The following is a 15,816-nucleotide window of genomic DNA, read 5'->3' as shown; positions in this document are numbered from 1 at the left end:
CATTTATTATGACTAAAGTATTTTATGACAACACGGTGACAGAAGACGCATTACAAGGTAAAAAAATTGCAGTTGTTGGGTATGGTTCACAAGGACATGCACATGCACAAAACTTAAAAGACAATGGCTATGATGTCGTTATCGGTATTCGTCCTGGTAAATCATTTGATCAAGCTAAGGAAGATGGATTTGAAGTTTATCCAGTAGCTGAAGCAGTTCAACAATCTGAAGTTGTAATGGTTCTATTACCAGATGAAATCCAAGGAAAAGTATATCATGAAGAAATTGAACCTCACCTTGAAGACGGAAATGCTTTAGTATTTGCTCATGGTTTCAATGTTCATTTCAAAGTTATTCAACCATCTGAAACTGTTGATGTATTTTTAGTAGCACCTAAAGGCCCAGGTCATTTAGTAAGACGTACATTTACTGAAGGAAGCGCAGTTCCAGCACTATACGCTGTATATCAAGATGCTACAGGTAAAGCAACACAATTAGCATTAAGTTATGCAAAAGGTATTGGCGCAACTAGAGCCGGTGTTATTGGTACAACTTTCGAAGAAGAAACAGAAACAGATTTATTCGGTGAACAAGCTGTTCTATGTGGTGGCGCAACTAAATTAATTCAATCAGGTTTCGAAACATTAGTTGAAGCGGGTTACCAACCAGAAATCGCTTATTTCGAAGTATTACACGAAATGAAATTAATTGTTGATTTAATGTATGAAGGCGGAATGGAAAACATGCGTTATTCTATTTCAAATACTGCAGAATTTGGAGATTATGTATCAGGTGAACGTGTCATTACTCCAGATGTTAAAGACAATATGAAAGAAGTCCTAAAAGACATCCAAACTGGTGCTTTCAGTGACCGCTTCATTAAAGATAACGAAAATGGTTTTGAAGAATTCTTGAAAATGCGTAAACAGCAACAAGGACATCAAATTGAATCAGTTGGTAGAGAATTACGTGACATGATGCCATTCGTTAAAGCTAAAAGTATTCAATCTAAATAAACAAGTTAGAACTTAAGGAGAGGATTATTATGTCAGATCATATTCAAATATTCGATACAACGCTAAGAGATGGAGAGCAAACACCGGGGGTTAACTTTTCATTTGATGAACGTCTCAAAATTGCTAAACAATTAGAAAAATGGGGCGTTGATGTAATTGAAGCAGGGTTCCCTGCTTCAAGTGAAGGTAGCTTCAAATCTGTAGAAAGTATTGCACAAGCATTAACAACGACTGCAGTTTGTGGTTTAGCTAGATGTAAAAAGTCTGACATTGATGCCGTTCATGAATCTACAAAAGATGCACAACATAGACAAATTCATATTTTCTTAGCAACTAGCCCTATTCATTTAGAATTTAAATTAAAAATGACAGAAGATGAAGTATTAGCATCTATCACTGAAAATGTAACTTATGCTAAATCAATTTTTGATAAAGTACAATTTTCACCGGAAGATGCAACACGAACACCTCTTCCATTTTTAATTAAAGCTGTTCAAACAGCTGTTGATGCTGGTGCAGATATTATCAATATTCCGGATACTGTAGGTTATTCTTATCCGTCAGAATATGGTCAACTCTTTAAGACTTTAACTGAAACTGTTACAAGTGATCATGAAGTCATCTATAGTTCCCACTGCCATGATGATTTAGGATTAGCAGTCGCAAATAGTCTTGCTGCTTTTGAAAATGGCGCGCGTAGAGTTGAAGGTGCAATTAATGGTATTGGTGAGCGTGCGGGTAATACTGCTTTAGAAGAAATTGCACTTGCACTTCACGTTCGTCAAGATCATTATGACCTATCTACTAATATCAACTTATCTGAAACTAAAAATATGAGTGATATGGTGAGTAGATATTCTGGATTACGTGTTCCAAGAAACAAAGCAATTGTCGGACAGAATGCATTTAGTCATGAGTCTGGCATTCATCAAGATGGCATACTGAAAAATCCTGAAACATACGAAATTATGACACCACAACTCGTCGGTGTGAAAAAGAATGCACTCCCACTAGGAAAACTTTCTGGTAAACATGCATTTAATGAAAAATTAACTGAACTTGGTTATGATTTATCACCTGACGAACAAGTTGAAGTGTTTAAACAATTCAAATCAGTTGCAGATAAGAAAAAACAAGTAACCGATCGTGATATACACGCCATTCTACAAGGTAGTGAACACGAAGAAAATGCTTATTATAAAGTTAATGCCCTACAATTACAGTTTGTATCCAATGGTTTACAAAGTGCAGTAGTCGTCATTGAAGATAAAGATGGACGTACTTATCAAGACTCATCTATAGGTTCTGGTTCTATCATCTCTATATATAATGCGATTGACCGTATCTTTGATTATGAACCTGAATTACAAATCTATCGTATTGAATCCATTACTGAAGGTACGGATGCTCAAGCAGAAGTACATGTTCAAGTTGATTTTGGAGATGAAACCTTTACTGGTATTGGTATTGATTATGATATTTTATATGCATCATGTAAGGCATATGTAGAGGCACATGCTAAATATAGCGAAAACAGAGTGAAGGAAGGCGTAAAGTCATGACATACAAAATCACTGCCCTACCCGGTGATGGTATCGGCCCAGAGATATTAACAGGTAGTTTAGAAGTACTAGAATTACTTTCAAAGAAATATGATTTTACTTATGAACTAGTTACTAAAGATTTTGGAGGTATCGCCATTGATAAACATGGCGAGCCTTTACCTCCAGATACTTTAGAATCATGTAAAAATAGTGATGCTATTTTATTAGGTGCTGTCGGTGGACCTAAATGGACAGATCCAAAGAACAGACCTGAACATGGTTTACTAGGTATTAGAAAAGCATTAAATTTATTTGCAAATATTAGACCTACAATCGTAACACCATCAACAGCGCATCTTTCACCACTAAAAGAAAATATTGTTAAAGATACAGATTTAATCATCGTTCGTGAATTAACTGGAGGTTTGTACTTTGGTGAACCAAAATATTTCAATGACGAACAAGCTGTAGATACTTTAACTTATTCTCAAGAAGAAATATCACGTATTGCGCATGTTGCTTTTAAATTAGCTGCAAAGCGAAATAAATTAGTTACATCTGTTGATAAAGAAAATGTACTTAGTTCTTCAAAATTATGGAGACAAACTTTAGAACAAGTTTCTAAGGAGTATCCTGAAGTTGAATTAAAACATTTACTTGTAGACGCTTGTAGTATGCATTTAATAACAAATCCAAAGCAATTTGACGTCATTGTTACAGAAAATTTATTTGGAGATATATTAAGTGATGAAGCATCTGTTATACCAGGATCATTAGGTTTATCCCCTTCTGCAAGTTTTGGAGAAAATGGACCTAGTCTATATGAACCTATACACGGTTCTGCTCCTGATATTGCTGGACAAAACAAAGCTAATCCAAGTGGAATGCTTTTATCTTTAGCAATGTGTATCAGAGAAAGTTTCAATCAACCTGAATGTGCACAACATTTGGAAGATATCGTTTTTAGTACAATTCAACAAGGTATTGCAACTAAAGATTTAGGTGGAAATAATAGTACGTCTGAAGTCTTCGAAGCAATTAAAAAATCAATATAAGGAGGAAAACACATGGCACAAACATTATTTGATAAAGTATGGAATCGACATATTATAGCTGGCAAAGAAGGTGAACCCCAATTATTATATATCGACTTACACCTCATCCATGAAGTTACATCTCCTCAGGCTTTCGAAGGCTTAAGATTGCAAAACAGAAAAGTGAGAAGACCTGACCGAACTTTTGGTACATTAGATCATAATGTACCTACAATTGATATATTCAATATTAGAGATGAAGTTGCTAATAAACAGATTAATGCTTTGCAAAAGAACTGTGAAGCATTTGGTGTAAAGTTATTTGATATGGGTTCTGATGAACAAGGTATCGTACACATGGTTGGTCCAGAAACTGGATTAACACAACCAGGTAAGACGATTGTATGTGGTGATTCACACACTGCTACACACGGTGCATTTGGTGCTATTGCATTTGGAATTGGTACAAGCGAAGTAGAACATGTCTTCGCAACACAAACACTTTGGCAAACAAAGCCGAAAAACTTAAAAATACAAGTAGATGGTACTTTACCTACTGGTGTTTACGCTAAAGACATCATTCTTTACTTGATTAATCAGTATGGCGTTGATTTTGGTTCTGGATACGCTCTAGAATTTGCAGGTGAAGCCATTTCTAATATGACAATGGATGAGCGTATGACCATTTGTAATATGGCTATTGAAGCCGGTGCTAAATACGGCATGATGAAACCAGATGAAACAACTTTTGAATATGTTAAAGGTCGTGAATATCAACCTGAGCACTTTGAAGAAAGTATTGAAGATTGGAAAACTCTTTATTCAGACGAAGATGCTACTTATGATAAAGTCATTCAAGTAGATGTAAACGAGTTAGAACCTCAAGTTACTTGGGGAACAAGCCCTGAAATGGGAGTTAATTTTAATACCCCATTCCCAGAAATTAAAGATATCAATGATGAAAGAGCATATAATTACATGGGACTTCAACCAGGACAAACAGCGAGAGATATCCCTCTAGGTTATGTTTTCTTAGGATCATGTACAAATGCAAGACTTTCAGATTTAATTGAAGCAAGTAAAATTGTAGATGGTCATAAAGTACACCAAGATATTACAGCAATTGTTGTACCTGGATCTAGAAGTGTAAAGAATCAAGCAGAAGCATTAGGACTAGATAAAATTTTCAAAGATGCAGGATTTGATTGGCGTGAACCAGGTTGTTCTATGTGTCTAGGTATGAATCCTGACCAAGTTCCAAATGGTGTACACTGTGCTTCTACAAGTAACCGTAACTTTGAAGGTAGACAAGGTAAAGGCGCACGTACACATCTTGTTTCACCAGCAATGGCTGCCGCTGCAGCAATCAACGGTAGATTTGTAGATACTAGAAAGGTGGTTATCTAAATGGAACCAATTACAACTTTCCAAGGTAAGACTGTTCCCCTACTCAATGATAATATTGATACAGACCAAATTATACCTAAAGCATTTTTGAAACGTATTTCTAAAACAGGTTTCGGACCATTTCTATTTGATGAATGGCGTTATCTTGAAGATGGTTCTGATAACCCAGAATTCAATTTGAATAAACCAGAATACAAAGGTGCAAGTATCTTAATTTCTGGTGATAACTTTGGTTGTGGTTCTTCTAGAGAACATGCTGCATGGGCACTTAAAGACTTTGGTTTCACTATTATTATTGCTGGTAGTTTCAGTGATATCTTCTATATGAACTGTACAAAAAATGGAATGTTGCCTATCGTAATTGAAAATAAAGACGATAGAGAAGCTATTGCACAACATTCTGAAATTACAATTGATTTACCAAATCAACAAATTAAAACCCCAGAAGCAACATATCACTTTGATATAGATGCAACATGGAAAAATAAACTCGTTAATGGATTAGATGATATTGCTATTACATTAACTTACGAGGAACAAATCAGTAATTACGAAAAAATGCACAACTAATTTAGGAGTGATAGAATGACCTTAAAAACACGTTTAAATGCTGAAGATATCGAAGAAGCATTTTTAAAATTAAAAGATACTGTTAAACAAACCCCTTTAGAAAAAGATATGTATTTATCACAAAAATATGACTGTAACGTCTATTTAAAAAGAGAAGATCTACAATGGGTTAGATCATTTAAACTCCGTGGTGCATGTTATGCTATTAATCAATTAACAGATGAAGAACGCGCTAACGGTGTAAGTTGTGCAAGTGCGGGTAACCATGCTCAAGGTGTTGCTTTTACAGCAAAACAATTAGCAATCAAAGCTGTTATCTTTATGCCAGTAACTACCCCTGCTCAGAAGATAAATCAAGTTAAATTTTTTGGTGGAGCATTTGTTCAAATCGAACTCATTGGTGATACTTTTGATGATTGCCTTAAACATGCATTGGAATATACAGAACAATTTGGATTAAGCTTTATTGATCCATTTGATAATATCAATACAATTGCTGGTCAAGGTACTATTGCTAAAGAAATGGTTGATTTTGCGACAGAAGAAAACATTACATTTGATTATTGTTTCGCTGCAATTGGCGGTGGAGGTTTAATTTCAGGGGTTGGAACTTACTTAAAAGATAAAATGCCTGAAACTCAAGTAATTGGTGTAGAACCTCTAGGCGCTAGTAGTATGGCTCAGTCAGTTAAAGCAAATAAAATCGTCACATTAACTGATATTGATAAATTTGTAGACGGTGCTTCTGTAGGTCGTGTAGGACAATTAACTTTTGATATTTCTAAAAATATTGTTGATGATTTTGTTGCAGTAGATGAAGGTGAAGTTTGTAGTACTATTTTAGATATGTATTCTAAACAAGCAATTATTGCTGAACCAGCTGGTGCATTAAGTGTAAGTGCCTTAAATCATTATAAGAATGAAATTAAAGGTAAAAATGTTGTATGTATCGTCAGTGGTGGTAATAATGACATCAATAGAATGAAAGAAATTGAAGAACGTTCATTACTGTTTGAAGATATGAAGCATTACTTCATTGTAAACTTTCCACAAAGACCAGGTGCACTTCGCGAATTTGTAAATGATGTTTTAGGACCAAATGATGATATAACTAAGTTTGAATACTTAAAAAAATCTAGTCAAAACACTGGATCAGTTATCATTGGTATTCAACTAAAAGATCATAATGATATCGATCAGCTTTATAAAAACGTGAGTGAATTCGATCCTAAATATATTTATATTAATCAAAATAAGATGCTTTATTCATTACTTATTTAAACATTAATAAGCATATCGCTTGGAATAGCGATATGCTTATTTTTTTAAGATTTTGTTTGTGTATGCTTGCCTGGGGGCATGGCTCGAGCCTGTAGTCTCTCACTCATGCTTTCCCCCGGGCGTCAGCACTACACAAAATCTATTACTTTTTTAAACACGCTCTGTTTTGAGATTAAAAACATTATTGTAAATGAACTAGTGATTAATTAAACTTTTTCAATCGTCCATTCCCCTGGGCGTCAGCACTACACAAAATATATTTGCTTTTAAAGCATGATAATCTAAATTCATTTCTGTTTAATTAAATCACTATGTTTTATGACCTATAAGATAGCCAATCTATCAATATATTAGAATTTTAATGCATGATTCATGTTAGAGTTGCAAATAAAAAAGTACAAAAAAAGAGACCTAACAGGTCTCGAGTGCGGCTCATCGCATCCATTTTAAAAATATTTGCCCGGCAACGTCCTACTCTCGCGGAACGTAAGTCCAACTACCATCGGCGCTAAAGAGCTTAACTTCTGTGTTCGGCATGGGAACAGGTGTGACCTCTTTGCCATCATCACCAGACAAATACTTGCTTGAGACAATCGTTTACATACTTCCTCATCACTTCTGGCTTTCGCATTCATTTACTTGAGTAAACTCATTTGTCATCCATTGTGATTCGTCGTCTATAAGCGTTTTCTCTACGCAATTATAAGAATGATATTACACATTCAAAACTAGATAGTAAGCAGATTTTACGGCGTAAACCGAGTTAAAAATTTTGATTAAGTCTTCGATCGATTAGTATTCGTCAGCTACACACATTACTGCGCTTACACCCCGAACCTATTAACCTCATCATCTTTGAGGGATCTTATAACCGAAGTTGGGAAATCTCATCTTGAGGGGGGCTTCATGCTTAGATGCTTTCAGCACTTATCCCGTCCATACATAGCTACCCAGCTATGCCGCTGGCGCGACAACTGGTACACCAGAGGTATGTCCATCCCGGTCCTCTCGTACTAAGGACAGCTCCTCTCAAATTTCCTACGCCCACGACGGATAGGGACCGAACTGTCTCACGACGTTCTGAACCCAGCTCGCGTACCGCTTTAATGGGCGAACAGCCCAACCCTTGGGACCGACTACAGCCCCAGGATGCGATGAGCCGACATCGAGGTGCCAAACCTCCCCGTCGATGTGAACTCTTGGGGGAGATAAGCCTGTTATCCCCGGGGTAGCTTTTATCCGTTGAGCGATGGCCCTTCCATGCGGAACCACCGGATCACTAAGTCCGTCTTTCGACCCTGCTCGACTTGTAAGTCTCGCAGTCAAGCTCCCTTGTGCCTTTACACTCTGCGAATGATTTCCAACCATTCTGAGGGAACCTTTGAGCGCCTCCGTTACTCTTTAGGAGGCGACCGCCCCAGTCAAACTGCCCGCCTGACACTGTCTCCCACCATGATCAAATGGTGCGGGTTAGAAAGTCAACACAGCCAGGGTAGTATCCCACCAGCGCCTCCACGTAAGCTAGCGCTCACGCTTCAAAGGCTCCTACCTATCCTGTACAAGCTGTGCCAAATTTCAATATCAGGCTGCAGTAAAGCTCCACGGGGTCTTTCCGTCCTGTCGCGGGTAACCTGCATCTTCACAGGTACTATGATTTCACCGAGTCTCTCGTTGAGACAGTGCCCAAATCGTTACGCCTTTCGTGCGGGTCGGAACTTACCCGACAAGGAATTTCGCTACCTTAGGACCGTTATAGTTACGGCCGCCGTTTACTGGGGCTTCGATTCGTAGCTTCGCAGAAGCTAACCACTCCTCTTAACCTTCCAGCACCGGGCAGGCGTCAGCCCCTATACATCACCTTACGGTTTAGCAGAGACCTGTGTTTTTGATAAACAGTCGCTTGGGCCTATTCACTGCGGCTCTTCAAGGCTTTCACCCTAAAAAGCACCCCTTCTCCCGAAGTTACGGGGTCATTTTGCCGAGTTCCTTAACGAGAGTTCGCTCGCTCACCTTAGAATTCTCATCTTGACTACCTGTGTCGGTTTGCGGTACGGGCACCTATTTTCTAACTAGAGGCTTTTCTTGGCAGTGTGAAATCAACGACTCGCCGGATACATGATCCAACTCCCCATCACAACTCAACCTTACGAGTGCCGGATTTGCCTAACACTCAGTCTTATTGCTTGGACGTGCACTCCAACAGCACGCTTCGCCTATCCTACTGCGTCCCCCCATCGTTCAAACAATCATAGGTGGTACAGGAATATCTACCTGTTATCCATCGCCTACGCCTATCGGCCTCGGCTTAGGTCCCGACTAACCCAGAGCGGACGAGCCTTCCTCTGGAAACCTTAGTCAATCGGTGGATGGGATTCTCACCCATCTTTCGCTACTCACACCGGCATTCTCACTTCTAAACATTCCACATGTCCTTACGATCATGCTTCGACACGTTTAGAACGCTCTCCTACCATTATCCTTACGGATAATCCACAGCTTCGGTAATATGTTTAGCCCCGGTACATTTTCGGCGCAGTGTCACTCGACTAGTGAGCTATTACGCACTCTTTAAATGATGGCTGCTTCTAAGCCAACATCCTAGTTGTCTGGGCAACGCCACATCCTTTTCCACTTAACATATATTTTGGGACCTTAGCTGGTGGTCTGGGCTGTTTCCCTTTCGACTACGGACCTTATCACCCATAGTCTGACTCCCAAGTTAAATTATTTGGCATTCGGAGTTTGTCTGAATTCGGTAACCCTAGAGGGGCCCCTCGTCCAAACAGTGCTCTACCTCCAATAATCATCACTTGAGGCTAGCCCTAAAGCTATTTCGGAGAGAACCAGCTATCTCCAAGTTCGATTGGAATTTCTCCGCTACCCACACCTCATCCGCTCACTTTTCAACGTAAGTCGGTTCGGTCCTCCATTCAGTGTTACCTGAACTTCAACCTGGACATGGGTAGATCACTTGGTTTCGGGTCTACGACCAGATACTCATTCGCCCTATTCAGACTCGCTTTCGCTACGGCTCCACATTTACTGCTTAACCTTGCATCAAATCGTAACTCGCCGGTTCATTCTACAAAAGGCACGCCATCACCCATTAACGGGCTCTGACTATTTGTAAGCACACGGTTTCAGGTTCTATTTCACTCCCCTTCCGGGGTGCTTTTCACCTTTCCCTCACGGTACTGGTTCACTATCGGTCACTAGAGAGTATTTAGCCTTGGGAGATGGTCCTCCCGGATTCCGACGGAATTTCACGTGTTCCGCCGTACTCAGGATCCACTCAGGAGAGAAATAACTTTCGACTACAGGACTTTTACCTTCTATGGTTGGCTTTTCCAAAGCCATTCGTCTAATTATTTCCTTTGTAACTCCGTATTGAGTGTCCTACAACCCCAACAAGCAAGCTTGTTGGTTTGGGCTCTTCCCGTTTCGCTCGCCGCTACTCAGGGAATCGAGTTTTCTTTCTCTTCCTCCGGGTACTAAGATGTTTCAGTTCTCCGGGTGTGCCTTCTCACATACTATGTATTCATATGCGGATAACATGACATAACTCATGCTGGGTTTCCCCATTCGGAAATCTCTGGATCAAAGCGTACTTACAGCTCCCCAAAGCATATCGTCGTTAGTAACGTCCTTCGTCGGCTTCTAGTGCCAAGGCATCCACCGTGCGCCCTTAATAACTTAATCTAATATTTCCTTATACATCACTGTTTAAGAAAATAAATGTTATTAATCTGTGATGTCGTCTAAAAAGACGACGCGCGATTATTAAGCTTGAATTTCGTTAGAAATTCACTCGGTTTTTTTGCTTGGTAAAATCTATTTGCTTACTTATCTAGTTTTCAATGTGCAATGTGAATGTTAAATAAACATTCAAAACTGAATACAATATGTCTACGCTATTCCATGACCTAATGGTCATTCCGTAATATCCTTAGAAAGGAGGTGATCCAGCCGCACCTTCCGATACGGCTACCTTGTTACGACTTCACCCCAATCATTTGTCCCACCTTCGACGGCTAGCTCCTAATAAAAGGTTACTCCACCGGCTTCGGGTGTTACAAACTCTCGTGGTGTGACGGGCGGTGTGTACAAGACCCGGGAACGTATTCACCGTAGCATGCTGATCTACGATTACTAGCGATTCCAGCTTCATGTAGTCGAGTTGCAGACTACAATCCGAACTGAGAATAATTTTATGGGATTTGCTTGGCCTCGCGGATTCGCTGCCCTTTGTATTATCCATTGTAGCACGTGTGTAGCCCAAATCATAAGGGGCATGATGATTTGACGTCATCCCCACCTTCCTCCGGTTTGTCACCGGCAGTCAACCTAGAGTGCCCAACTTAATGATGGCAACTAAGCTTAAGGGTTGCGCTCGTTGCGGGACTTAACCCAACATCTCACGACACGAGCTGACGACAACCATGCACCACCTGTCACTTTGTCCCCCGAAGGGGAAAACTCTATCTCTAGAGCGATCAAAGGATGTCAAGATTTGGTAAGGTTCTTCGCGTTGCTTCGAATTAAACCACATGCTCCACCGCTTGTGCGGGTCCCCGTCAATTCCTTTGAGTTTCAACCTTGCGGTCGTACTCCCCAGGCGGAGTGCTTAATGCGTTAGCTGCAGCACTAAGGGGCGGAAACCCCCTAACACTTAGCACTCATCGTTTACGGCGTGGACTACCAGGGTATCTAATCCTGTTTGATCCCCACGCTTTCGCACCTCAGCGTCAGTTACAGACCAGAGAGCCGCCTTCGCCACTGGTGTTCCTCCATATCTCTGCGCATTTCACCGCTACACATGGAATTCCACTCTCCTCTTCTGCACTCAAGTTCCCCAGTTTCCAATGACCCTCCACGGTTGAGCCGTGGGCTTTCACATCAGACTTAAGAAACCGCCTACGCGCGCTTTACGCCCAATAATTCCGGATAACGCTTGCCACCTACGTATTACCGCGGCTGCTGGCACGTAGTTAGCCGTGGCTTTCTGGTTAGGTACCGTCAAGACTTGTTCAGTTACTAACAAATTTGTTCTTCCCTAACAACAGAGTTTTACGATCCGAAAACCTTCATCACTCACGCGGCGTTGCTCCGTCAGGCTTTCGCCCATTGCGGAAGATTCCCTACTGCTGCCTCCCGTAGGAGTCTGGACCGTGTCTCAGTTCCAGTGTGGCCGATCACCCTCTCAGGTCGGCTACGTATCGTCGCCTTGGTAAGCCATTACCTTACCAACTAGCTAATACGGCGCGGGTCCATCTATAAGTGACAGCCGAAGCCGCCTTTCACTATTGAATCATGCGGTTCAAAATATTATCAGGTATTAGCCCCGGTTTCCCGGAGTTATCCCAGTCTTATAGGTAGGTTACCCACGTGTTACTCACCCGTCCGCCGCTAACATCAGAGAAGCAAGCTTCTCATCTGTTCGCTCGACTTGCATGTATTAGGCACGCCGCCAGCGTTCATCCTGAGCCAGGATCAAACTCTCCATAAAAGAAGTAAGCTTGATTAGCTCTTTTTGATTGGTTAAGCCAATCACTCTTGAAAGTACTAATAGTACTCAAATTATTGGAATTAACGTTGACATATTGTCATTCAGTTTTCAATGTTCATTTTAAAAAATAATTGGAGCGGGTGATCGGAATCGAACCGACAACATCAGCTTGGAAGGCTGAGGTTTTACCACTAAACTACACCCGCATAAGATATATAGTATTAAATTGATGATTGGTGCGGCCGAGAGGATTTGAACCTCCACGGGATTACTCCCACTAGGCCCTCAACCTAGCGCGTCTGCCATTCCGCCACGACCGCGCATGGTCTGCAGCACTTATATCAATTCGTTGTTCAAGTGACTGTCATTAATTATATTACGTTACATTTACAATGTCAATAAATTTTCATAACTTTTAAATGTAATTTTACATTCGTTATTTCTGTTTCAAATTTGTTTCGTTTTGTTTAAGCAACGTAAACTATCATACGACGAATCACGTATTCCGTCAACAGATTTTTCGTATTTTTTTCAAAAAAAAGTACTACACTTCGAATTATAAGTGTAGTACTTCTATTTACGTTAATTTTAACTTTAATATTAACTTTCCACCACAACGTCCACATCTATATTTCTTAGTATTAACGCTTCTTATTCGCTTAAACTCAATTTCACAATCCTTACATTCATATATATAATTCGCTCTTTCATCGTAACTTTGAACTGCTTTACAATGACGAGGCGCACCTACTTCTTGACTTAACTCCTTGAAATCATTGTCTCGATGCTTATATCCTTTTCCTTCTAAATGTAAATGATAATGACAAAGTTCATGTTTTATAATCTCAACTAGCGCTTCGTCTCCAAAATATTCATGCTGCTGTGGATTTATTTCTATATTATGTGAGCTAAGTAGATAGCGTCCACCTGTTGTCTTCAATCTTCTATTAAATAATGCTGTATGCTTAAAAGGTTTTCCAAAATGTTCATCGGATATACTTTGTACGAGTACCTGTAATTCGTTATTGTCCATTTGGATCTATCATCGTTAATGATACTTTTTGCTTTTCTTGATTTACATCTAGTACCCATACATCAACAATATCACCAACGCTTACAACGTTCATAGGATGTTTAACGTAACCTTTTGATAATTTAGAAATGTGTACCAATCCATCTTGTTTAACTCCGATATCAACAAATGCACCAAAGTCTACTACATTTCTTACTGTTCCACTAAGTGCCATATTAGGTTTTAAATCTTCCATTGATAACACATCAGATTTTAAAATAGGTGTCTCAAACTCATCTCGTGGATCTCGTAATGGTGCAATTAATGAAGCAATGATATCTTCAAGAGTAGGAATTCCTATATTTAGCTCCTTACTTGTAGTATCTAAATCAAGTTCATTTAACTTTTCTTTTAATACTTTCGTTCCAATATCTTGTTTAGATAGCCCTACGTGTTTAATTAACGTATACGCTGCTTGATAACTTTCTGGGTGGATTGCTGTTTTGTCTAATGGTTCTGTACCATCAAGAATTCTAAGGAATCCAATACTTTGTTCAAACGTCTTATTACCAAGCCTTGGTACATTTGCGATTTCAGAATGATGAGTGATCGCACCTTTTTCTTCTCTAAACTTAATAATGTTATTTGCTACTGTATTACTTAATCCTGAAACGTAGCTTAAAAGTGAGGAAGAAGCTGTATTCACATCAACGCCAACTTGGTTAACTGCGGTTTCAACTACAAATTTCAAAGTTTCGCCTAATGCTTTTTGATTTACGTCATGTTGATATTGACCTACACCAATTGACTTAGGATCTATTTTAACCAATTCACTCAATGGATCTTGTATTCTTCTACCTATTGAAACAGCACTTCTTTCTTCTACTTTAAAATCAGGGAATTCAGCTCTTGCAATGTCTGAAGCAGAATATACAGACGCACCCGCTTCATTTACAATAACGAACTGACACTTCAATTGATGTTTTTTAATCATTTCTGCAACAAATTGCTCAGACTCTCTACTTGCAGTTCCATTACCAATAGCAACAAGTTCAATGTCGTGTTTATTAATCATTTCAATAAATATCTTCTCCGCTTGATCAGTTTTAGATACTGGTGGATGCGGATAAATAACATTTTTGTCTACGAATGAACCATATTCATTAATGACTGCTAATTTACACCCTGTTCGATATGCTGGATCTAAACCAAGAATTGTTTTACCTTTTAATGGCGCTTGTAATAATAGATTCGTTAAATTCTCTGAGAATATCTCAATCGCATGTGTCTCTGCTTTTTGAGTAAGTTCACTTCTAATCTCTCTTTCTATAGAAGGTAAAATCAATCGTTTCAAACTATCTTCAATGGCTTCTTTAATAAATTCACTATGTTTATGGCCATTACGTACATATTGAGTCATTAAATATGTATTGAGATTTTCTGTATCAATTTCAAAACTTACTTTTAATATTCCTTCAGATTCACCACGATTAATCGCTAATACTCTATGAGGTACAATTTTCTTTAAAGGTTCCACGTATGCATAATACATTTCAAAGACGTTCTTTTCATCTTCGGCTTTTTTCTTCTTCTCTGTTGTTAATTTACCTGTGCTTTCAATCTTATTCAAAATGTATTTACGATATTTCGGTTCATCTGATACATTTTCAGCAATGATATCTTGTGCACCTTTAATAGCATCTTCAACAGTTTTTACTTCTTCAGTTATATATTGAGCTGCAACATCAGTTAATGATTCTGATCCAGTTCCATCTATAATCCAAGTAGCTAATGGTTCCAAGCCTTTTCTTTTGGCTTCTGTTGCTCTTGTCTTTTTCTTCTTCTTAAATGGTCTATATAAATCTTCAATTCTTTGTAACTTTGTTTGCTTAAGAATATCTGACTTTAATGTTTCTGTTAAAAGCCCTTGCTCTTCAATAAGGCGAATGACTTCTTCTTTTCTTTTATGCAAGTTAACTGCATATGTATATTCGTTTTCAATCAGTTTGATTTCAACTTCATCAAGTCCACCAGTTAATTCCTTTCTATATCGTGCTATGAAAGGTACTGTATTTTTATCCTCTAATAATTCGAGCACTGTTTTAATTTGCTTTTCAGTAAAAGGATGATTATTTTTTATAATATCTATTAATTCTTGATTCATAATTTCCTCCTAAAAGTAGTTATATTATATTTTAACATAATTTCACTTTATCCCTAGTCGATATCACAGCTACATTTAAACAAAAAGGGAGCGGGACAGAAATCTAATTTATATCAATAGATTTCGTAGTCCCGCCACGGCAAGGATGACTAGAGTTAAAAAAAGCTTGATACAAGCGTATTTTTAACTCAGTCATCTACTGCCAAGATAGACAAGTGGCTGAGACATTACATTATGTCCCAGCCACTTGTCTATCTTACTTTATATTTAATGATGTCATTA

Annotated in this window: 8 protein-coding genes, 2 tRNA genes and 3 rRNA genes; 6 read left to right on the top strand and 7 right to left on the bottom strand. The window is 38.8% G+C overall.

Going from position 1 to position 15,816, the window contains the following annotated elements:
- Positions 1–8: 8 nt before the first annotated feature.
- The 6 genes from ilvC to ilvA are packed head-to-tail and all read left to right on the top strand — an operon-like array spanning position 9 to position 6,852.
- Complete coding sequence (gene ilvC, locus P3U32_RS03690) at positions 9–1,016, top strand: ketol-acid reductoisomerase (protein WP_323704281.1); 1,008 nt, start codon at positions 9–11, stop codon at positions 1,014–1,016.
- A gap of 29 nt (positions 1,017–1,045) precedes the next feature.
- Positions 1,046–2,578 carry a 2-isopropylmalate synthase gene (locus P3U32_RS03685; protein ID WP_323704280.1) on the top strand — a complete coding sequence of 511 codons (1,533 nt, stop codon included), beginning with the start codon at positions 1,046–1,048 and terminating at the stop codon, positions 2,576–2,578.
- Complete coding sequence (gene leuB, locus P3U32_RS03680) at positions 2,575–3,615, top strand: 3-isopropylmalate dehydrogenase (protein WP_323704279.1); 1,041 nt, start codon at positions 2,575–2,577, stop codon at positions 3,613–3,615. Before P3U32_RS03685 ends, leuB begins: the two co-directional genes overlap by 4 nt.
- A 12-nt stretch (positions 3,616–3,627) precedes the next feature.
- Complete coding sequence (leuC, locus tag P3U32_RS03675) at positions 3,628–5,001, top strand: 3-isopropylmalate dehydratase large subunit (RefSeq protein ID WP_323704278.1); 1,374 nt, start codon at positions 3,628–3,630, stop codon at positions 4,999–5,001.
- Positions 5,002–5,571 carry a 3-isopropylmalate dehydratase small subunit gene (leuD, locus tag P3U32_RS03670; protein ID WP_323704277.1) on the top strand — a complete coding sequence of 190 codons (570 nt, stop codon included), beginning with the start codon at positions 5,002–5,004 and terminating at the stop codon, positions 5,569–5,571.
- Between the two features lie 15 nt (positions 5,572–5,586).
- A complete protein-coding gene (gene ilvA / locus P3U32_RS03665; RefSeq protein WP_323704276.1) occupies positions 5,587–6,852 on the top strand; it encodes a threonine ammonia-lyase IlvA in 1,266 nt (421 codons plus the stop codon).
- Between the two features lie 458 nt (positions 6,853–7,310).
- Here the strand turns inward: ilvA and rrf are convergent.
- The 7 genes from rrf to P3U32_RS03630 all read right to left on the bottom strand — a co-directional run bounded on the left by rrf (position 7,311) and on the right by P3U32_RS03630 (position 15,534).
- Positions 7,311–7,425: ribosomal RNA gene (gene rrf / locus P3U32_RS03660) — 5S ribosomal RNA — on the bottom strand.
- A 199-nt stretch (positions 7,426–7,624) separates the two neighbouring features.
- Positions 7,625–10,551 (bottom strand): 23S ribosomal RNA (locus P3U32_RS03655).
- A gap of 251 nt (positions 10,552–10,802) precedes the next feature.
- Positions 10,803–12,358 (bottom strand): 16S ribosomal RNA (locus P3U32_RS03650).
- The 16S, 23S and 5S rRNA genes sit together here with 2 tRNA genes alongside, the layout of an rRNA operon.
- Before the next feature lie 132 nt (positions 12,359–12,490).
- Positions 12,491–12,564 (bottom strand) — tRNA-Gly (locus tag P3U32_RS03645).
- A gap of 28 nt (positions 12,565–12,592) precedes the next feature.
- Positions 12,593–12,678, bottom strand: a tRNA-Leu gene (locus P3U32_RS03640).
- Positions 12,679–12,935: 257 nt separating this feature from the next.
- Positions 12,936–13,391, bottom strand: coding sequence for a SprT family protein (locus P3U32_RS03635; protein ID WP_323704275.1), 456 nt, complete (start codon positions 13,389–13,391; stop codon positions 12,936–12,938).
- The gene (locus P3U32_RS03630) at positions 13,381–15,534 is read right to left on the bottom strand and encodes a Tex family protein (protein ID WP_323704274.1); all 2,154 of its coding nucleotides are present in this window, start codon (positions 15,532–15,534) and stop codon (positions 13,381–13,383) included. The genes P3U32_RS03635 and P3U32_RS03630 overlap by 11 nt, the downstream gene beginning before the upstream one ends.
- Positions 15,535–15,816: the final 282 nt, after the last annotated feature.

The organism is Mammaliicoccus sp. Dog046, from assembly GCF_034039665.1.
Lineage (GTDB): Bacteria > Bacillota > Bacilli > Staphylococcales > Staphylococcaceae > Mammaliicoccus.
The sequence above is the reverse complement of the archived record's forward strand: the minus strand, read 5'-3'. Positions and strand labels throughout refer to the sequence as shown.

Excerpts from the sequence above, each read along its gene's own strand:
- ilvC (WP_323704281.1), top strand. The coding sequence starts at position 9 with ATGACTAAAGTATTTTATGACAACACGGTGACAGAAGACGCATTACAA.
- leuC (WP_323704278.1), top strand. The coding sequence starts at position 3,628 with ATGGCACAAACATTATTTGATAAAGTATGGAATCGACATATTATAGCT.
- leuD (WP_323704277.1), top strand. The coding sequence starts at position 5,002 with ATGGAACCAATTACAACTTTCCAAGGTAAGACTGTTCCCCTACTCAAT.
- leuB (WP_323704279.1), top strand. The coding sequence starts at position 2,575 with ATGACATACAAAATCACTGCCCTACCCGGTGATGGTATCGGCCCAGAG.
- P3U32_RS03685 (WP_323704280.1), top strand. The coding sequence starts at position 1,046 with ATGTCAGATCATATTCAAATATTCGATACAACGCTAAGAGATGGAGAG.
- P3U32_RS03635 (WP_323704275.1), bottom strand. The coding sequence starts at position 13,391 with ATGGACAATAACGAATTACAGGTACTCGTACAAAGTATATCCGATGAA.
- ilvA (WP_323704276.1), top strand. The coding sequence starts at position 5,587 with ATGACCTTAAAAACACGTTTAAATGCTGAAGATATCGAAGAAGCATTT.
- P3U32_RS03630 (WP_323704274.1), bottom strand. The coding sequence starts at position 15,534 with ATGAATCAAGAATTAATAGATATTATAAAAAATAATCATCCTTTTACT.